This is a genomic window from Vibrio pelagius (assembly GCF_024347575.1).
Taxonomy (GTDB): Bacteria; Pseudomonadota; Gammaproteobacteria; order Enterobacterales; family Vibrionaceae; genus Vibrio; species Vibrio pelagius.
The window spans coordinates 1,041,046-1,060,760 of the sequence record NZ_AP025503.1 but is presented as its reverse complement, the minus strand read 5'-3'; the positions used below and the strand labels follow the sequence as shown (position 1 = coordinate 1,060,760).

Annotated in this window: 17 protein-coding genes; 7 read left to right on the top strand and 10 right to left on the bottom strand. The window is 42.8% G+C overall.

Features of this window, described 5'->3' with window-relative positions; all coding sequences use genetic code 11:
- Window positions 1-20: 20 nt before the first annotated feature.
- A complete protein-coding gene (locus vsple_RS04825; protein ID WP_255231080.1) occupies window positions 21-308 on the top strand; it encodes a Bor family protein in 288 nt (95 codons plus the stop codon).
- An 89-nt stretch (window positions 309-397) separates the two neighbouring features.
- Here the strand turns inward: vsple_RS04825 and vsple_RS04820 are convergent, their stop codons facing one another.
- Window positions 398-664 carry a DUF5062 family protein gene (locus tag vsple_RS04820; RefSeq protein WP_032549558.1) on the bottom strand — a complete coding sequence of 89 codons (267 nt, stop codon included), beginning with the start codon at window positions 662-664 and terminating at the stop codon, window positions 398-400.
- 147 nt (window positions 665-811) lie between these two features.
- Window positions 812-1,147, bottom strand: coding sequence for a zinc ribbon domain-containing protein YjdM (locus vsple_RS04815; RefSeq protein WP_255231081.1), 336 nt, complete (start codon window positions 1,145-1,147; stop codon window positions 812-814).
- Between the two features lie 205 nt (window positions 1,148-1,352).
- On the opposite strand from vsple_RS04815, the gene vsple_RS04810 reads away from it, so the two are divergent.
- Window positions 1,353-1,601, top strand: a complete 249-nt coding sequence (locus tag vsple_RS04810) for a DUF3297 family protein (RefSeq protein WP_032549560.1) — start codon at window positions 1,353-1,355, stop codon at window positions 1,599-1,601.
- A 44-nt stretch (window positions 1,602-1,645) separates the two neighbouring features.
- Here vsple_RS04810 and vsple_RS04805 read toward each other — a convergent pair whose 3' ends face one another.
- The 3 genes from vsple_RS04805 to vsple_RS04795 all read right to left on the bottom strand — a co-directional run bounded on the left by vsple_RS04805 (window position 1,646) and on the right by vsple_RS04795 (window position 3,604).
- Window positions 1,646-1,975, bottom strand: coding sequence for an AzlD domain-containing protein (locus tag vsple_RS04805; RefSeq protein ID WP_032549561.1), 330 nt, complete (start codon window positions 1,973-1,975; stop codon window positions 1,646-1,648).
- Window positions 1,972-2,691, bottom strand: coding sequence for an AzlC family ABC transporter permease (locus vsple_RS04800; protein ID WP_261882815.1), 720 nt, complete (start codon window positions 2,689-2,691; stop codon window positions 1,972-1,974). The genes vsple_RS04805 and vsple_RS04800 overlap by 4 nt, the downstream gene beginning before the upstream one ends.
- Window positions 2,692-2,776: 85 nt before the next feature.
- On the bottom strand, window positions 2,777-3,604 hold the full coding sequence (locus vsple_RS04795; RefSeq protein WP_255231084.1) for an AraC family transcriptional regulator: 828 nt from the start codon (window positions 3,602-3,604) through the stop codon (window positions 2,777-2,779).
- Between the two features lie 300 nt (window positions 3,605-3,904).
- On the opposite strand from vsple_RS04795, the gene vsple_RS04790 reads away from it, so the two are divergent.
- Window positions 3,905-7,300 (top strand): EAL domain-containing protein, encoded by a 3,396-nt coding sequence (locus vsple_RS04790; protein ID WP_261882814.1) that lies wholly within the window; start codon window positions 3,905-3,907, stop codon window positions 7,298-7,300.
- Window positions 7,301-7,377: 77 nt separating this feature from the next.
- On the opposite strand, the gene adhP is transcribed toward vsple_RS04790, so the two are convergent.
- Window positions 7,378-8,394 (bottom strand): alcohol dehydrogenase AdhP, encoded by a 1,017-nt coding sequence (gene adhP, locus vsple_RS04785; protein WP_255231085.1) that lies wholly within the window; start codon window positions 8,392-8,394, stop codon window positions 7,378-7,380.
- A 287-nt stretch (window positions 8,395-8,681) separates the two neighbouring features.
- Here adhP and vsple_RS04780 point away from each other — a divergent pair, with 287 nt between their 5' ends.
- The 3 genes from vsple_RS04780 to vsple_RS04770 all read left to right on the top strand — a co-directional run bounded on the left by vsple_RS04780 (window position 8,682) and on the right by vsple_RS04770 (window position 11,164).
- On the top strand, window positions 8,682-9,023 hold the full coding sequence (locus vsple_RS04780; protein ID WP_261882813.1) for a hypothetical protein: 342 nt from the start codon (window positions 8,682-8,684) through the stop codon (window positions 9,021-9,023).
- A 158-nt stretch (window positions 9,024-9,181) separates the two neighbouring features.
- Window positions 9,182-9,943, top strand: a complete 762-nt coding sequence (locus tag vsple_RS04775) for a transporter substrate-binding domain-containing protein (protein ID WP_261882812.1) — start codon at window positions 9,182-9,184, stop codon at window positions 9,941-9,943.
- Between the two features lie 483 nt (window positions 9,944-10,426).
- Window positions 10,427-11,164, top strand: coding sequence for a hypothetical protein (locus vsple_RS04770; RefSeq protein ID WP_261882811.1), 738 nt, complete (start codon window positions 10,427-10,429; stop codon window positions 11,162-11,164).
- A 152-nt stretch (window positions 11,165-11,316) separates the two neighbouring features.
- Here the strand turns inward: vsple_RS04770 and vsple_RS04765 are convergent, their stop codons facing one another.
- A complete protein-coding gene (locus tag vsple_RS04765; RefSeq protein WP_261882810.1) occupies window positions 11,317-12,021 on the bottom strand; it encodes an HNH endonuclease in 705 nt (234 codons plus the stop codon).
- A 1,381-nt stretch (window positions 12,022-13,402) separates the two neighbouring features.
- Here vsple_RS04765 and ltrA point away from each other — a divergent pair.
- A complete protein-coding gene (gene ltrA / locus vsple_RS04760; protein WP_256957239.1) occupies window positions 13,403-14,875 on the top strand; it encodes a group II intron reverse transcriptase/maturase in 1,473 nt (490 codons plus the stop codon).
- A 1,080-nt stretch (window positions 14,876-15,955) separates the two neighbouring features.
- Here the strand turns inward: ltrA and cas6f are convergent.
- The 3 genes from cas6f to vsple_RS04745 are packed head-to-tail and all read right to left on the bottom strand — an operon-like array spanning window position 15,956 to window position 19,714.
- A complete protein-coding gene (gene cas6f / locus vsple_RS04755) occupies window positions 15,956-16,561 on the bottom strand; it encodes a type I-F CRISPR-associated endoribonuclease Cas6/Csy4 (protein ID WP_261882809.1) in 606 nt (201 codons plus the stop codon).
- 9 nt (window positions 16,562-16,570) lie between these two features.
- On the bottom strand, window positions 16,571-17,620 hold the full coding sequence (csy3, locus tag vsple_RS04750; RefSeq protein ID WP_261882808.1) for a type I-F CRISPR-associated protein Csy3: 1,050 nt from the start codon (window positions 17,618-17,620) through the stop codon (window positions 16,571-16,573).
- 6 nt (window positions 17,621-17,626) lie between these two features.
- On the bottom strand, window positions 17,627-19,714 hold the full coding sequence (locus vsple_RS04745) for a type I-F CRISPR-associated protein Csy2 (protein ID WP_261882807.1): 2,088 nt from the start codon (window positions 19,712-19,714) through the stop codon (window positions 17,627-17,629).
- Between the last annotated feature and the right edge of the window lies 1 nt (window position 19,715).

Genomic DNA, 19,715 nt, shown 5'->3' with positions numbered 1-19,715 from the left:
ATTACTCAATGGAGAACACTATGAAAAAGCTAATTCTTATCGCGGCACTATCTATGGTAGCAACAGGCTGTGCTCAACAAACATTTGTTATGGCACCAGACGAAGCAGAAGTAACATCAGAAGCGCCACAACACTTCTTTATTAACGGTCTGGCTCAAGAAAAAGAGATCGATGCTGCGAAAGTTTGTGGCAGTGCAGATAAAGTAGCAAAAGTCGAAGTTCAAGAGACGTTCGTTAACGGTCTACTGCGCACAGTAACATTTGGCATCTACACTCCGCGTGACGCGCGTGTTTACTGCAAAGCGTAATCAGAACTAAAACGCAGCCCAAGACGTTTGACATGCAAAAAATCCCCAATCAGAGGCTAGACTGATTGGGGATTTTTATATTCATTTGCTTATTTAAGAGGATCACCCTCTGGCAAGGCACTGTGAATCCAAACGGCAAGGCGCTTTTTAATATCCTTACCTTCTTGCTTGTCAGCAGGGAGAGGCGTAATTTGCTTTGCATCGACTAAAAATAAATAGATAGCCTTTGCTTTTACCGACTGTGACATGCTCGGGTCATTGAGCTTAAAGCCTTGCATTTCGGCTAGCTTAGTTCCAACTTCCATCGCCTTTTTAAACAGTTTGTCTTCGTTTTGTAGCTTAGTGGTTTTCGACATTTCGTCACCTTCATGGTTACAAAGCAGTGACTTCAGTATATATCATGTATTCACGTCGACTTTTTGCATACTTAGCAGTTTCGAACAAAACAAATCTTGATTTTGAGGGGTAATACACAGTCTCACCCAACTCTCCAAAGCGACATGCTACGCCTTTTTCACATACTTAGCAGTCACCATCATTTCACCAGCACCATCAAGCTTGCAGTCTAACTGGTGGTCTTTGCCGTCGTTCATTCGTTTGATAACCCCTTTGGTGCCAATCTTTAACACCAGAGAACTGCCTTTGACTTTTAGGTCTTTAGCCAAAGTGATCTTATCCCCTTCCGCCAACAAGCTTCCGTTCGCATCTTTGATGTTGAGCTCGTTCTCTTTCGCGACTTCTTCAGGGTTCCACTCATAAGCGCATTCAGGGCAAATGAGGTGGTTTTGATCTTGATAAACAAATTCAGAGCTGCAGCTCGGACAAGGAGGAAAAGACATAGTAGTTACTTCCAAATACAAATTTATGCTACATGGTAAACGCTCTGTCTATGCATAGCGAGTGGAATTGCCTAATAACCCGACGGGCTTATTCACGGTTCGCTCCAACCTGACAAATAACCCTAGAATAATGACAACTTTTCTTGATGCTCAGGTCTTATTTTGTCTACAATGACGCACTTTTTATTTACTGTAAGTAAGCATCATGACAGATAACACAGCAAAGCCAGCTCTACCAGATCGTCTAGCAGGTAACCCACGCAGCCCACACCATGTAGCGGAGTGTTTCGAACACCACATCGGCATTCGTCTAAACGGCAAAGAGCGTACTGACGTTGAAGAGTACTGCATCAGCGAAGGTTGGGTAAAAATCCCTTCACCTAAAGCGCTAGATCGTTTCGGTCGTCCAATGCTAATCACATTGAAAGGCACAGTTGAAGCTTTCTACAAGTAAGCTGAGAACACAAAAAAACAGGGCTCAAATGGGCCCTGTTTTTATTAGTGAAAAAGATAATCGACTAACACCAAGTTATACAAAAGAAAGACTCCCATACTGAGCAGAATGGTGACGAGCACATTACCTGTTTTCCAGATCAACAAAAAAGTCACTAGCGCTGCGATTAAGTAAGGGTTTTCTGCACTCACCCATAGCTCTTTCTCTGGAGCAAATACAATGGGCCCCCAGATCGCCGTCAATACCGCTGGGCCAGAGTAGCGCAGTAGTCTACGTGCAGAAGCGTTTAAACGAAGTGGCACTGCAGGCTCAAGAAACAGATAACGACTCACAAACACAATCGCCGTCATTAACAGTATGGTTAACCAGATCATGATGACTCTCCTTCTGTGATCGAATGACTTGAAATATTGCCATCTTTATAACTTTCACAAAGGAAGCCAGAAAGCATACCCGCAATTGCAGCCACCATTAACGCGCCTTCGATTTGGTTAACCGTCAGCACCACAGACACCAGCAATGAAACAAGTACGCACACAATAACTGGCATGGTATTAATCAGCGGGAAGACTAGCGCAATGAAGGTTGCTGCCACGGCGAAATCCAAACCAATTTCATTCAGAGATGGAATTTGGCTACCTGCGACAATGCCGACCAAACTCGCCAGATTCCAGAAGAGATAGAACACACCTCCAACGCCTGCCGCATACCAACGATTGAACTCTTGTTTGGATTGACCGCTGCAGATCGCAAACAGTTCATCTGTCAGCCAGAAACCCAACAGTAAACGCCATCGTGTCGGTAAATCACTGATTTTATCGCGCATAGAGACGCTGTATAAAAAGTGGCGTGACGTAATGAACAGCGTGGTCAGTAACATGGCGCCTAAGCCAATTCCAGCCTTAAACATACCCGCCGCAACCAGCTGCGCTGAACCGGCAAAGAGAATCGCAGACATCGCTTGTGCTTGAAGAGGGTCGAGCCCTGCATCTATGGCATATGAGCCCGCCAATATTCCCCAAGGAATCACCGCAATACTCAACGGTATCCCGGCTACTGCCCCTTTCCAAAGCTGAGATTTTCTCGTCATATTGAAACTTCCATTTTTAATCTTAGGGAACAATTTAGGTAACCTATGTTATTCGCGATTGTACAAACTTGCTCAATATTAAGCGTTATAACATCTTAATGTATTGCCCGGGCGTGTAACCATTAGCCTTTTTAAAGTGTCGATGAAAATGACTCTGATCGTGAAAGCCGCACTCTTGAGCCGTATCCGATATAGAGTGACCACGTTTGAGCAGCGTTCTCGCAAGGCGCAAACGAGACTGGATTTGATAGGCATGAGGCGGTAAACCAAACTCTTTTTGGAATGAACGAACTAAGTGGTATGGACTCAGAGCCGCTAGCTTTGACAACTCTTCCAAAGAGACATCGGCCTGTGGAAAGTCATCGAGAAACTCTTTAACCAACACAAGTTGTCGCTGCGTTTTGCTGTCGAGTTGAGGTTTGAGCGGGCTTTTACCATGGCGACTGATAAGCTTGACTAACATGCCGTACATCAAAGTCTCACGCAGTAAACGATTGTCCGATTCATCAATAGTATTGAAGACCAGACGTAGCTGATTGGCGAGTTCAGGATCTTCAACCACCGCACGCGGAAAATAAGGCGCACCATAATTGGGTAAGTTAAGCTCCTGGGTTATTTTCGCAAGTTGTTCTGGCAACGGGTACATAGCACGATACGCCCAGCCACCTTCTGTAGCAGAATGCCCACTATGCACTTCATCGGCATTGACCAAAATAATGGCATCTTGAGGAGCAATGTGATGCCCGCCTGTGCGATAAAAGCGTTGTGCGCCCTGCTCAATCACTCCTAGCGTGTACCCTTCATGGCTATGGCGAGAGAAATTCTGCTTCTCATATTCTGCGTTCAGGATCTCAAGGCCACCAAGCTCTTCTGTGATTTTATAATCCGCCTTTTCCTTTTTCGCTTTCTTCATTACGCCGTTCCTTAGGTATCGACATCCTCTCAATTCATCACTCTACTCTATAAGTTCACGAAGCTTTTGTACAAAATTGCGTTTTTACGTTTCAAATATTCATCGTTTTACTCTTCATGCGACTTAAAAAGAAATCAAAACACCGTCAAAAGCTGCCATAAGCAAAACATGACTCACTTCATAACTATCTATTCGAACTGTGTATGGATAGCTAACGAGATCACGCTCCCAGAGTTGAGAGTTTGCCTTTTCCTTACGTAGATAAATAATACAAATAAAAATAGCAAGGCAGTTAGTATTATGAGTGACTCTCTACAAAAATCGATGGTGGGCTTACAAAATGGACGTCCTACGATAGCGGTTTTAGTGGGCTCTATGACCTCTCACTACCACGAAGGCATCATGCGAGGTGCCGCCCACGTAGCAGAGCAGCGTAATTACAACATCATCGGCTTTTGTGGCGGAGTCATTAAATCGACAGACCATCTAACGCTGGCACGGGATAAGGTATTTGATCTCGTCAATATGGGGCTAATTTCCGGCGTCATCAGTCCATTCAGCTCTCATATGCGCTTTGTTAATGAAAGAGAAAGTGCTAATTTCATCGGGCAGTTCTCTAATGTGCCTATCGTCAATATCGGCAGTAAAATCAGCCCCTACACCAGTATCTCAACCGATTACGAAACCGGCTTTTCAGATCTTTTTGATCATTTTATCAACGTTCATCATTACCGTAACATTCTCTTGATCCGCGGCCCTGAGCATCACGCTTCTTCTGAGCAGAGAATGCACATCTACAGAGCCCAACTAGAAAAATACGACATCCCTTTCGATCCTGATCTCGTGCTCTATTCTGACCTAAAAAAGCGTTCTGCCAAACAGGAATTTGAATGTTTTTTGTCTGACAAAAATAAACCTATCGATGCCGTAGTTACCATAAACGACAACCAAGCATTAGGAGTAGTTGAAGCCTGCCAAGAGTTAGGAATTAAGGTACCTCAAGATTTAGCCGTTGTTGGTTCAATGGACACATTGGAAGGCGCATTTTCTGAGCCACCGCTAACCAGCATCAGAGAGCCTCTGTTCGAATTAGGCCGAGCCGCAGCCATAGAAGTAATTGCACAGATCGAAGGACAGCCTCCTGTCGATGAAGTTAAGATCCCTACATCGTTAGTTATTCGTGAATCATGCGGCTGTAACACGAGAGAGTTTAACCACAACCAAGCACACAATAACGGACTTCTAAATACCGACAAACAAGCTATCTTCGATGATACCCATGAACACATTGTTCACGTGATCGCACAACATAAGGGCGCAATCAGCAGCGAGCGGGTTCAGTGCGTTCTGGATACTTTTCATCGGGCTTTGGAAAACAATGACTACACAGATGTGTTGAAGCTTCTAAAACAAACTTTGGACGAGTCATTGGAGTCTGATGATGTTCTGTTTTGGCTAGAAGTTGCGTCGAAATTTCAAATAAATGCATTAAAGTATCTTGAGCTGAGTACCCAACCCGCAAAGTTAACCAAATTCATAGCGGATCTGACGACACTCAAAAACAGGATAGAACAGACAGCGATTAAGTTTCAGAGCTTTGAAACTGAGTACTATCTCAACTATTTTCGGGCTATCGTCAATAATCTCAACGCTTCTTTCGACCTTGGGACTATCAAAAAGTACGCCATCGACATCTTAAAGCTCTCGGAAATGTACATATCTATTTTCAACGATATCCACGCCGAGACACTCACCGCAACCAATATCATTTCGGTTCGTAACAATCAGCCCGTTCCATCAGATAAAAAGGTGTTTAACGCCAACCATCTGATTCCCAATAATGTCCACGCTTACCAGCAACGCTACTCTTTGATGGTGTTCCCGCTGTCGTTTGCCAACAAACCGATTGGCTTTATGACCGTCAACCTCAGTAGTCGAAAAGGCACAGCATTTGAAAACTTGCGTGCCATCATCAGTTCCGCACTGAAAAATGAAATGCTGATTCAGGATCTAAAGAAAGCGGAAGAAAGATTCAGCGATATCGCCCACAGCACTTCAAATTGGCTTTGGGAAACCAACGTCGACCATCGCTTCACCTATTGCTCACACTCTTCAAGCGAGATCATCGGCTATCAACCAAGTGATCTTATTGGAAAACGGATTAACCAGTTCAATATTCAAGAAAGCAATAGCTACCTGAACGCAATGCAAGGGCAACAAAATCTGGTCGACGTTGAATGTTGGTTCAAACATCAGGACGGGCGCATCGTCTGCTTACTTGTATCCGCAAAACCCATCACCAAGAACGGAGCTTTCAGCGGTTATCGTGGCGTGTTTGAAGACATTACTGAAAAGCGCCTACAGGAAGAGAAGATTAAAAACCTCGCCTACTCAGACGTATTGACAGGGCTGCCCAATAGAACGTTATTTCAGGACAAGCTAGATGAAACGATTCGCTTCTCTTCTCAGGACAAGAAGAAGTTTGCGATCATGTTCCTCGACTTAGATCATTTCAAGTACATCAATGATTCAATGGGACATGCGGCAGGCGACCAACTTCTCATTAAGCTATCTGAGCGTCTCAATCAATCACTGCGCTCTAGAGACGTATTAGCAAGATTAGGCGGTGATGAGTTCGTCATTATCCTTCCTGATATCCACACAGAACAGGATGTCATAGACATTGCACAGAGAATATTTGAGAGCTTTAAAACGGAAGTAATCGTGTGCGATAAGCCTATTTTCGTTACGCTGAGTTTGGGGATCAGCATCTTTCCAAATGATGGACGCGATGCTCAGACGCTACTAAAGCGAGGTGACAGCGCGATGTATCAAGCCAAGTCACAAGGGAGAAACGGCTACGCCTTTTACAACAAACAAATTGAACAGAAAAGTATACGCAGAAACACCCATGAAGTGATTCTTCGGGAAGCAATCGCCACACACAGCTTTGTGCTTCACTACCAACCCCAAGTATCTGTCCAAAGTGGTAAAGTCATCGGCTTTGAGGTGTTAGTCAGAATCCAAAACAGAGAGCTGGGTATTGTCCCTCCGAACAACTTTATCCCACTCGCGGAAGAGCTTGGTTTAATTGGACAAATTGACGAGTGGGTATTCGAGAATGCTTGCGCGCAATATGATATTTGGAAAAGTCAGGGTATCAACGATATTCGACTTTCCATTAACCTCTCAGCCATTCAATTGCGCAGCAATGCCGTCTTAACTAAATACATCCACATTATGGAGAAATATAAAATCAACCCACGCAACATTCAACTAGAGATCACCGAAAACGCACTTATCGATAACGAGGACGTTGCACTGGAAGTACTAACCGGCTTCAAAGAGTATGGTGTTAGTATCGCGTTAGATGATTTCGGAACTGGTTATTCATCTTTAAGCTGCATAAATCTTTACCCTATTGATACAGTGAAGATCGACCGCTCTTTTGTTTCAGATGCCATTGATAACAAAAAGAACCAAGCTATCATCAAGGGCACCAAGTTCATTGCAGATCAACTTAACCTCAATATTGTTGCCGAAGGCGTTGAAACCCTATCTCAGTTCAAAACCATTGCTCAACTGGGGTGTCACGAGATCCAAGGTTACTACTTCTACAAACCTCTGCCTCCATTAACCGCACAATCTGTGATAGTACAACAGGTAGAAAATACCGGGATTATCGAAGCGCTCTAGCCAATCAAACTACTAAGCACAACTAATAGATTGTGCACCTCACTTTAGAAGTAAGATGCACAATAAACAGAACTTTTCTAAGCCAGTTCCATCACAATACGGCCGGTAATTTCACCTTTCTCCATATCAGCGAAGATGTCATTAATATCTTCGAGCTTCTTGGTTTCGGTGATCGCTTTTACCTTACCCTCGGCGGCAAATTGAAGGCACTCTTGCAGGTCTTTTCTTGTTCCGACAATGGAACCAATAATCTTCACACCATTGAGTACTGTATCGAAGATTGGGATTGGCATCTCTTCGGGAGGCAAGCCCACGAGCACACAAGCACCTCCACGGCGTATGGAACGGTAAGCTTCTTCAAAGGCTGGCTTAGATACCGCAGTACATACCACACCATGCACCCCGCCTTGAGTCAGTTCAGCGATCACTTGCGAAGGCTTGTCTTTCATAAAGTCGATACAGTGAACTGCACCCAACTCTTTAGCAAGAGCCAGCTTCTCGTCGCCTGTATCAACCGCAATTACATTCATTCCCATGGCCACTGCGTACTGAATCGCCAAATGCCCTAGACCACCTGCGCCAACAATGGCAACCCATTGGCCTGGTTTAACCTCTGTCACTTTTAGGGCTTTATAGGTGGTGACTCCCGCGCAGAAAAGAGGTGCGGCATCCACATAGTTAAGCTCATCTGGCAACTTCACCACATACTCGCCGTGTGCGAGACAATACTCAGCGTAACCACCATCGACAGAGTAGCCAGCATTGTGCTGATCGAGACAGAGTGTCTCTTTCCCATCTAAACAATAATCACAATGCCCACAAGCGCTGTACAACCAAGGCACGCCAACACGATCGCCGACGTTCAAATGCTTAATTTCACTGCCAACTTCAACAATCTCACCGACACCTTCATGCCCAGGTACCAGTGGCATTTTAGGTTTTACAGGCCAGTCACCATGACAAGCATGTAAATCGGTATGGCACACACCGCAAGCGTGCACCTTCACAAGCACATCTCTTGGTTTGATGTTTGGTAGAGGAATGTCTTTAATTTCTAAAGGCCCTTTAAATTCACTGACGACCGCCGCTTTCATATGATTCTCCATTTCAAAAAAACACATGATAATAATTATCATTCATCGGAAATTATTTATGTGACAGAGCGCATAAGATCAAACAGAAAACAGAATTAAACCCATACAAATCAATAATTTATAACGTTATAACATTTCAAGTGCTATCAAATTTACCATCTCTACAAGGATCCAAATTATAAAACGTGTACAAATACCTTATTGTTGAATAGCTTTGAACAAAATTGACAATTAATCGAGAAAATGTAGACATAATTCATGAAAACCAACAAACATCGGACAAATGAATGAAAACCGTTATTTCTATTTCTCTTCTTGTTCTTTTAACGGGCTGTACTCATAACCAATCAAAAGCGCTGAATGCTAACACCTCATCAGTCAACGTTTATGCGCAATCAATGTCGAACATGCAGTTGTGCGACACCCTCTATTATGGCCGACCAAGTAACCAAACGCTGGCCGCGATTGGTGCTGAATTCAACCGTAGAGGTCTGTCTAAGAGTTGGTGTGACACCGAAGCTAACAAGCTCTATCTAACTCAAGCTCTCAACTGGCTAGCCCAACAAGCCGATAACAGTGACGAACAGACCGAAAGTGACGACTCAGCCGTAATTTTGCCTGCAAATTGATCTTTTTAACCATCGATACACTCGACCAAATCGCAAAGATAGAAAAGAGCCATTGATTAAAATTTATGCCTTAGTTCACAAGGATATGCATTTACATTGATAGTTGTTAACGAATCGTTAATGATGAGCATCTATATCTAATATAAGGACATAATGAAATGAAGTGGATATTGGTTGCGTTGGTTAGTCTGTTTTCTGCGTTCACTTACGCAAAAGAGTGGAAGCAAATACGCTTTACTGTAGAGGGCGCTTACCCGCCTTTTAGTTGGACTACTCAAGACGGTAAATTGGAAGGCTTCGAAGTTGACCTTGCTAACGCACTGTGTGATGAACTCAAGGTAAAGTGTGTAATATCTAAAACCGACTGGGATGGCATTATTCCCTCTCTGCTTAGTCGCAAGAACGACGCAATTATCGCTGCAATGACCATTACAGAAGAGCGAGAAAAGAAAGTTAATTTCACTATCCCATACGCTAAGGTGCCAACTCGTTTCGTGATGAAGAACGACCGTGAGATCAACATGGAAGATGGCAGCTTAAACGATCTAACGATTGGAGTGCAGCGCGCAACTATCGGAGATAAGTACCTCTCTGAAATCTACCCTAACGTGGATATCCGCCGCTACGGTAGCTTTGACGAGGCATTCACCGATTTATTAAATGGACGCCTTGATACCGTATTTGGTGGCTCTATGGGCCTAAACAATGGATTCTTACAGACAGAACAAGGTAAAGACTACCATTTCACCGGACCAAAATTCACAGAAGAGAAGTGGTTTGGACGTGGCATCGGTGTTGCCGTTCGTAAACAAGACGACGATTTAAAACTACTGATTAACGATGGAATTCAAAAACTGATCGATAACGGTCAACATGCCAAGATCGCCAGCAAGTATTTCTCGTACAGCATCTACGAATAGCGCCTAATAGCAGTGAATCTGTTAAATTAATGAATTTAAAAAGTCCCAGAAAGCAAAAAGCCGTTACATCAGTAACGGCTTTTTTAATGTCGCTGAAACCATAAGGCGTCCAACCAATCAATTAAATTTCAATAATTTACATAAAAACCAAAACCATAACACGTCCAAATTTAAAACCATAAGATGTCTTTTCTATAAGTTTCAACGAAAACACTAAAGTTAAATGTAAGAAAGTTACACAATACTAAGAACAGCTACAATTCGCTATGAGTAGAACTTAATAATTAAGGTACGACAGAATCGCTTGGTGATCACAAGCATAGTGAGCATATATGAAACACACTTTTGGACAACAGCACGTTAGAGTACAGGCTCTAACGTATGAGATTTGGATTAGAAAAGTATCTTGAAGCCTTAAACGTTTGTTATGTTGTTTTGTCCAAGTATAATTAGCTTATTTTCAATATGTTGGAATAAATTTCGATGACTAATGATAACCCTGCAGCAAGACTACTAGCCATCTTAAATGAAGGCAAAAAAATCAACTCGCAAACAGCGGCTAAATCAACTTGGAAAGAAATCCTTAAAGTACCAAATCCAAACTCGCCGCAAAGCGAAGCAGTCTTAATGGCAAAGCTTGGGCAGTTCATGGTTCTACCTTATGAAACAAAGCAGCTAGTTGAGCAATATTATCCAGCTCAAAGTAATGACATTAACCATGCTGTTACTCAAATCCAACACGCATTAACTCATCAAAATCTAAGTGATAAGTGGCAAACATTCATAGGCAAAATTGACTCTCATACCATGTCAACATTAAGCATGACATCAGCTCTTCTCGATCACTCCTTGAATACAAAACTCATCGAAGATGACAAGTTAGACGAACTAAAAGAAAAAATCAGTTCATTACTAAATGAAGTAATGGATACTGATCTCCCTGCTGAATTCAAAAAATTCATTACTCATTATCTGAGAAAAATTAGAAATGCTATTGAAGATTATTTTGTTTCCGGAGCGATTCCTATTTTAGACGCACTAGAAGCAACTCTAGGGCACGCTGTATTAGACCCAGAATTTAGAGACAATTTGGTTAAAACACCAGCAGGAAACAAGATTAGAGATACGCTATCGGATCTTGCTAATGTCGTAACAGTTGCTGCGGCTGCAACTGGTGCAGCAACATACCTATTAGAAAAAGGGATACCTTTATTAGGATAATAAGTGTTGCAGTGCTCGAATTTGACCACTGCAACATAACGCCAAATTAAGTAGTGAGCAACGCTGCCACCTACCTAAAGCATTGTGCCGTAAACACTAAAGCTGATTCAAACCGAAAGTGCCAAGCGTTGCGAATCTGATTAAATTTATTGTTATGTTCGTTTAAACACGTTCTCACGATGATAAGAGAGATACTCTTTATTTTCTGAATGTAGGGAGACCTTTAACTCAGTATTGATGCCAAGTTTTTCAGGGTCACTTAAAGCATTGGAGATAAGAATTTTTCCTTTGTCATCGAAACTTATTAAGCCACTATCAAAAGCCTTGTCTAAGTTAGGTATCAATAACAATCCATTGTAAGGGTCTAGTCTCTCAAGATCTGTTGCCACACGCCACGGTTTAATGTGGGATGCTACAAGCATATTGCTTAAACCGTAATTACTAACACTACACGAGCCCCACAATGATATTAGCGCATTTCTAAATTCCCCCTGTCCAAGCCGAGCATCGACTAAACGTGCTTTGACTGTACTATCCCTACTAGACTCATACACTTTCTTAATATCACCTGATATAGAATTAGCTTGCTTTAGTTCATACAAATAGCTTTTATACCATTTGAGAGCGCTACTATATTTGTTGTGAGCTGATTCATTCCATGCCTTATAAATGGGTATTGAATTTATTCCTTTTTCAATATCAATCCACTCATTCCAATCAGTAACTTGTAATAGGTTTTTATCGGTAACTTTATGCTCATTTGCCCATTCACTGATTTTTGATTTAATACAGTAAAAGTAATCTTCAACTGTAGAAGGCGCTAACTTAGTAGTACCTAACCAATCATAAAATGTCATACGTAAGCCCTTTGCCAATACTCAACAACTTTCAGCATAGAACATAACGCCGTTGTAACCGGCTAAAAATTGTTGGCTAAAATGTGAAGCGAAGCGTAACAGCCAACAGTTTTTTGTCCGCGTTGACGACCTTGTTATGCGTTGACACTCAAATTTAGAAGCGCTTGCGCCTGCACCAATAAGCCAAACTATCAATTTAAAAACACTCACCAAACTAAAAATTGCAAAGAAGCGATAGACTGGTAAATGATGATTCTGGTCACAGCTTAAATTGAAAAACGAAAAGCCAAGACCAACTTAAAACTTGATTGCACCACTGTACCTAAAAGCTGATTTGAAGGAAAGACTTGAAGTAAAAACCGTTTTAAAGACAGCGATTTAAAGTGACGCATAACATTCTTAATAACAGGCAGTCTCGTTTTTCTGTCTGCCTGTTTATCAAAAATTTATCATAAACCACTAAAAATTAAAGCAAATACATCGAGCTATGTATTCTGTCATCATATAGAAACGCGCCAGCATGTTATCACTTTTTAACAGTGCCTGTTATCTAAGGCATGATTCTCACAAACATATTAACAAACAATAACTTATCAAAAATCCCATTGACAAAACGAGACTAAGCACTCAACAAAACAAGCCATTATTCATACTCAAACCAGATTAAAACTAAATAAACTGTATAGATACACAGAAAAGAAAGTAAAGATGATGAGTAAATTATCCAAAACTTGATATTAGGATTCGTAGGGCAAACGCACGCCCTCTGAATTGTGCAGAGTATTTAATCTAAGTGATTTTGGGGCGTGCGACATGAGGTCGTATGCAGCGCTGTCCATCGCGTTAAGAATGGACCATCTGTATCACCAGATAAGCCTAGGAGCCTGAATTAAGTAGCGGCTCTGACAATGTAACGAAGACAAGAAACTATCTTGTCGGGAGCTAAATCGTGAGAGAAGGCTCCTCCTGATAACCACATAAATCGGGTGAGTGCTAGGCAGGTAGTATGGTGAACAAACGTGAATCCGCATAAGATGCGTTATATCATAAGCAGCGGAAGTGGTTTTTACGCTGTCGCCAAAAGGCACTAAGAGTAGGAAAGAGATTACCCCATGCTCTTTCGTGATCGACACGCTCTTCGCATTATAGCGGGCATCTAACCTACCATTGCGTTGTATACGGAACATGGTAAGCCTGTATCACTCCCTCTGGGAAAGCCTCTGTGGCCGATAGTGATGCAGGTAGAGGAGGTTGGAAAAAGCAAAGGCTGCATTGTAACGATGCAGATACAGACTTGTGTCTGGTCACGAAAGTGAGCCCACTTCCAACTGGTCTCTCGTTGCGAGAGAGTTTGAAGAACTTTATTAAGGAAGAAAAGCAAATGATGATTTCGAATGAGATTAGTGCATCTTCTGACAGTGCACTGTGGCAGTCCATTAACTGGAAGGCCGTAGAGGCGAACGTCTTAAAGCTTCAAATGCGTATCGCAAAGGCAACTAGAGACGGTAAGCACGGCAAAGCAAAAGCATTGCAGTGGATACTGACTCACTCTCGCTCAGCAAAACTTCTTGCCGTTAAGCGAGTCTCTCAAAATAAAGGCAGTAAAACGCCAGGAATAGACGGCGTTGTCTGGAACACAGACACGCGTCGTATGAAAGCAGTAAATCAACTGAGTCGGAAAGCTTATCAAGCAAAACCACTCAAGCGTATCTACATCCCCAAAAAGAACGGTAAACTCAGGCCTCTGGGTATTCCATGCATGATTGATAGAGCCCAACAAGCTCTCCATCTTCTAGCATTAGAACCTGTGTCCGAAACGCTTGCCGATCCTAACAGCTATGGTTTTAGACCAAATCGCAGCACAGCTGACGCTGTCAGCCAGTGTTTCAAGTGTTTGGCCCTAAAGCGATCAGCTAAATGGGTTCTTGAAGGAGATATCAAAGCTTGCTTCGACAAAATCGGGCATCAGTGGCTGATGGATAACATCGCCATCGATAAACGGATGTTGGAGCAATGGCTAAAGTCAGGCTTTGTAGACAAAGGGCTGTTTTACGACACCGACGAAGGCACGCCTCAAGGCGGGATTATATCCCCCACCTTGATGTTGATGACGTTATCGGGTCTCGAACAGCGCATTAAGTCTACCGCGCTTAAGAAAGGAGCTAGAGCCAACTTTGTTGGATATGCCGACGATTTCGTCGTCACCTGCGCCTCAAAGGAGGTGTTGGAGAACGATATCAAACCATTGATTGCTGACTTCTTAGCGGTTCGAGGCTTAACGCTATCCGAAGAGAAAACGCACATTACTCACATCAACGACGGTTTTGACTTCCTTGGGTTCAACCATAGGAAGTACAAAGGAAAGCTGCTCATTAAACCGAGCAAGGCTAACACGTTGACGTTCCTAAGTAACTTGCGCGGACTCATCAAAAAGCACGTTACCTTACCGGTGAACGACCTTATCAAACTGATTAACCCAAAGCTTAGAGGGTGGTCGAACTATTATCGCCACTGCGTTGCTAAGCAGGCTTTCAGTTATGTTAGTCACAAACTATTTCAAGCGCTATGGCATTGGGCTAAAAGGCGACATCCAACAAAATCTAAAACTTGGATCGCCCTAAAATACTTCATCAACCGAAAAGGCCAATGGCAGTTTCACGGTTGGCAGAAGATAAAGGATATGGATTGCCAGTTTAATCTTTTCCAAATAGCTAAAGTGCCGATAGAAAGACATGTGAAGATCCGAAGCGCAGCGACACCTTTCGACCCTCAATACCAAGAATACTTGGGAAAGAGGAAACACAAAAGGCTAGCTCGTAATTCTTGGATTGAACCTGCTCTCACTGCTTTATAAGTTGCTGGGTATCATTTGATGCCTTTGTAGAGGCTTGAGCCTAGTGCAGTGAAAGTTGCACGCTGGGTTCTAAGGGAGACGGCACTTGGTAACAAGTGCCGTCCACCCGACAGAAGTAAGCTTGCCACATACGGTTCTTAGCTTTAAACTAACCTTGAGAGCCTCGGGTATCCCTGCTTTTTCTTGGAGTTACTATTCACTGTCTGGCCAGAAGTAATTGTATCGAATTGAACTTGGCTTAATTGCAAAGCAGACCACCGAGGACATACGATAAGTCTAGGTGCTTTCCCTCCCATATACTTTGGTGATAAAACACCCGACGCTGCACACAGAATGTGTTCCCACTTCGATTCGAATGACAAACCTTCTGTAGCTGTTTACAAAGCCATAGGCATTGCCTGTGGCTTTGTCGTATCTGGGACTAAAAAATTGGTGCAGCAGGTTCATACAAAAATTAGTCTATTGATAGTTTCTTATGCTCTAAACACGTTCCGGGGCAGATATGAGTTGTTGCAAAATCTGCAATCACTGAGCTTTCTCGTTGCTCGGGCAACTATTGCAAAAATTGCAACAGTTCAACTACTACCGAGGAATCTCGATAGTTGCTTGATAAGCAATGTGCATATTTTGCACATTAATTAGTTCTACTGCTGAAGCGACGAGATCAGAACCGGGTTGGAGCAGAGGTGATTTGCGAAATAACCTGTTTCGCAATTTTGCAAGACCCTCTTGCAAAATTGGTTGCTAGAGTTTGTCCAACAACCTGTTGGACAATTAGGAAACAGCTTGTTTCACAAATAAATCTCATGATGGTTTTGATTATTAACTGCTTGTTCAGCAGGTAGGTTGCTTTCTTCCAGACCTACTCTTAGCTGCCTACACGGCAGGACACATGGTGTTTATCACTAATAGCGAAATTGAGAATTTCTTAGCTGCCTACACGGCAGGACACTGTTAAATATAGCCCCTAACCATCTGATTCTGTATGCTTAACGTCACAATTCACCAAAATACCCTTTTTCTTCTTGCATCTGTAACTCTTTATTTTTGAATCTCTAAAAAATAGCTTTAGAAAAAGGGTCAAACACGTAACTCTGGTACTGTGCCTTTTCTTTCTTGGTTGGTGGCGAAACCATAGCTATTGAAGTTTGCTGCAACGCGCTCACTAACAAACTCCTTTTGTACAAACAAAATATAGTCTTCCCCAGATGAAGCGCTGGAGATTGGTATTCGATGAAAACTATCGATGAACCGCTCTTCATTAGTGACTGGTAATGATGTTCCAGCACCAAGTAGTTCGGCTCTCGCCATGCTTCGTTTGATTCGGCGTTTCTTAGAGCCTAAAAAGCTTTTCCCAATCGTTTGGTTACGAACAAACCTCACCTCTGCCGCAGTGTCTGGTACCTCACAAACGCTAGAGATCTCAAATAAACCTTCATTTACCATCAAAGAAAAATAGGGCTGAAAAGAGAGCCCAATCATCATATCTTTATCTTCAGCAACAAAGGCAATGGTTTGGCCAACTGTAGATTCATTCCAATCAGGGAAACTCACACCAATCCTATTCATCGCTTGTCGGTTATTCACCATAAACAGGTGCATTTGAGAGATACAACGTCCTGCTAACAGCTCATAGTCAGCTTGTGCAGGCGTGTATCGTATTAAGAAATAGTAACGCTTAGTCATAGCTCTACCTTACTTAGCCTTGGTTTTAGACTTTGAACTTGAGCAATTGAAGAGGCCGCCTTTGATCAAGACAGACATGATGAAGTGCACATCATTTGTGATGACTTGAGAAGCTGTCATACTTTCAATCCAGCTCTCTGTATTTCTGAGCAATTGATAGAAATCATTTCCATGTGCTGTGTGTCGCCTTGCTATAACGTATTCTCGGTCTGCCCCATATTCGTTCACTCTTAATGGTTTATCTGCGTTTTCATGCCACCAATCGTCAATCGATTGCAACGCTGCACCAATTTTTTGACCATGAAATGCAACAGTTTCCTTTCCGTTCAAGAATTCTACGGTAGCTAACTGCTTAGTAGGAGCACCATCTTCTCGGCTATCTAAAAACTCTTGCCTTGGGTAAACCTCATCTCCCCAACCAACTCCAATTTTTGCTTTGACATCCATATAGAAATATTCGGTTGGGTCAGCCAGAGCTCGCATCAAATAGGCTGTGAGCTTTTCTAGGCATTCTGCTGAAGCCTCATCCCAATGACCATACCAAGAAAGCCTTGTTGCGTTTTCTATAATCAAGGTTTGCGAATCACTGGTGGTCACTTCTATCGACAGGTTTCGACACTCTCTGTTGCGCCAAAGCCAAGTACCAAGCAGTATATTCTTCGCGTATCGATGAGCGAGCTCCTGATACCCATTGAGCTCTTTATAAGTATTAGCCAGTAACGAAAGCTTACTGCGTACTTCATCGTCACTACAGATATCTGGGGTTAGAGAATTGGCTCGAATTCGAAGCGGGAATGCACAGTAGATATCATCAATCCCAGGTTTGACATAACACTCTTCGATGAACTGAGGATTGGAATGAGCTAAATCTTGTGGAGCAACATTCTTTTTTACAAACTTGCTCCCTTTATATGCTTCTGCATAACTACCTTTTGGTGCTCGCAGCCTAGTTCTATCAATTTCAAGGGGACACATCTCACCACTTTTCGAAAAATGGTAGAAATATGCTTTGCCAGCGGAAAGAGAGCGTACGTAGTTCAGCTGAGTACAAAGTTCCATAAACGATTAATCCCTATAGTTTTTTATAAGAATAGTTTCGCTACTGCATTCTATCGACCAAAAGGCATGGTTTAAAAAGTGATCTCTTCCACTAAAACGTACTTCTATCGGGTTTACTCGCTGAGCAAGCCCAATCGCATTCTCTGCATAAGCGTGACAATCGGTGATCGAGTTGCCCCGTTTAGTTGGTTGTTCTAACAAATGGTAGCCAATAGAAACTGGCAAATTATCAGCGTCTTTAGTAATAAAACGCTCTAGATCATCAAAGTCACTCGGCTGGTTCTCACTTGGATATAACCATCGTCCGTATGCTGGCAACCCTCTTATGACATTGAAAAGCTCGCCCCTACTGGTAAACGTCCTTAGCCACTCAATCTGGGTCGATAGCTTTGGCTGGTATAATGCCCCTCCGGCAAAAGCGACGGGAAGTGCCGTTTTAAGCGCGGACTTAAAATCTGAAATTCGGCTGTCACTGTGGACTCTGATAACTAAGTCTATTTCTAGGTCCGTCAATCGTTCACTACGAATAGTTGGTCGCTTCGCGTTAGAAACCGTTCGCGCTTTAGCGACTGAGTTGGGTTCGGTAAGCTTCGCTGTCGGTTGAATGTTCTCGCTTCGAACATAAAAAGAGAAACTCGGAAACTCAAACGGGGAATCACAATTAACTAGCTTATTAAACTCTCTTTGATAATGGTGCATGAACCCCCAAATAGCCGTCAAAGAAGGAGCACCACACAGGTATGGGCTACTCATTGCGACCGCATCTTGCACTCTCATTGATGACAAATAGATATACTGCTCACCCGTTACCTTACCTTCATTGCCATTTGGTTTACTGAGCTGCTCAAGTATCCATACGATTTGGGCTTTGACGACCTGCATTAGCTTAGGATGATAGGCAAACTTGGCGGCATACTTGTTATTCTGAAACGCGAGATGTAAGCAACGGTTAAACTCACTAGCTAAAGAGCCCAGATCCGATTCTGGTTGGGTCAAAAAGGCTTGAGCTAAAGTGTCATCATGTTCCAATTGCTGTTGGTTGGGGTCGGCGTCAACGATATCTCTTAACTCAATTAATGGAAGCATCCACAGGGCTATCTGCTTTCGCAATATCTTACTTCTAACCTTACGAGCGCTCTCCCTTTGCTTTCGTGTTTTTGACGGCTCTGAACCAATTAGATGATTTAGCACCTGACAGATTTTGGTGTTAGTTACCTGATATTCATCAAAGTAGTGACCACTCTTTTTGCGGCTTTCAGGTAACGTCCCAACCTGCGCTGATTTAACGTCTAGCGGGTAGTTAAGAGCTTTCATATGCCCAGCTAAACTGCCACACAAGTTCCCGATACTCGGAGGGTTCGGCAGTGACGAAGACACAAAGCTAAGCTTACTTTCTCGACTTCTCGATCTCACTTCTAACTCTCTTTGGATGGCATGACTGACCACTGGGGTCACCGAAACATAATCATCCCCCCATGGAAACCGCAGTTGCTTGCTGTAAGTGCTGACACTGTCAGGAAAACTATTTTCAGGAAGTTGTTCTTCAATTGTATGCTTTAAGCGAGCAAGTGACTTAATGCCTAAACCAAATTCTTTGAGCAGCTCAACCCAAACAGAGGTTTCTTGCTGAACAAGTGAAAGAAGACTCACGGACTGTGATTGCCAGCGGAAAGGATTCAATAACCACAATGTATGGCGATACACTGCAGAGTTATGCGCCCACCCCAAGCGTTGCTCTAATACTGCGCTTGAAATAAATGCCTCGGTCGTCACAAGAGGCTGTGCAATTATTCGCTGATCTTTAACTCGGCAGTCTGGAAATTTGAGATTATGAGTATGGAACCATTTGATTTCATCAAGAGATGCCTCTAGGTTCTCAGTCGCATTTAAATGCCTTTTAGCACGAGCAACATCCAACCAATCAGAGCATCTATCCGCTTGATGGCTTGAACTGAGATTAAGCAAGATCGTTAATGCTTCTTTTTCATACCCTTCAACACAGACATCTTCCGTATAGGGCATGAACATCTTCTTTAAAGCAGACTGCTTTACTGCTTCGTCTTCAATTGCTAATAAGTCACTTAATTTCGTCATA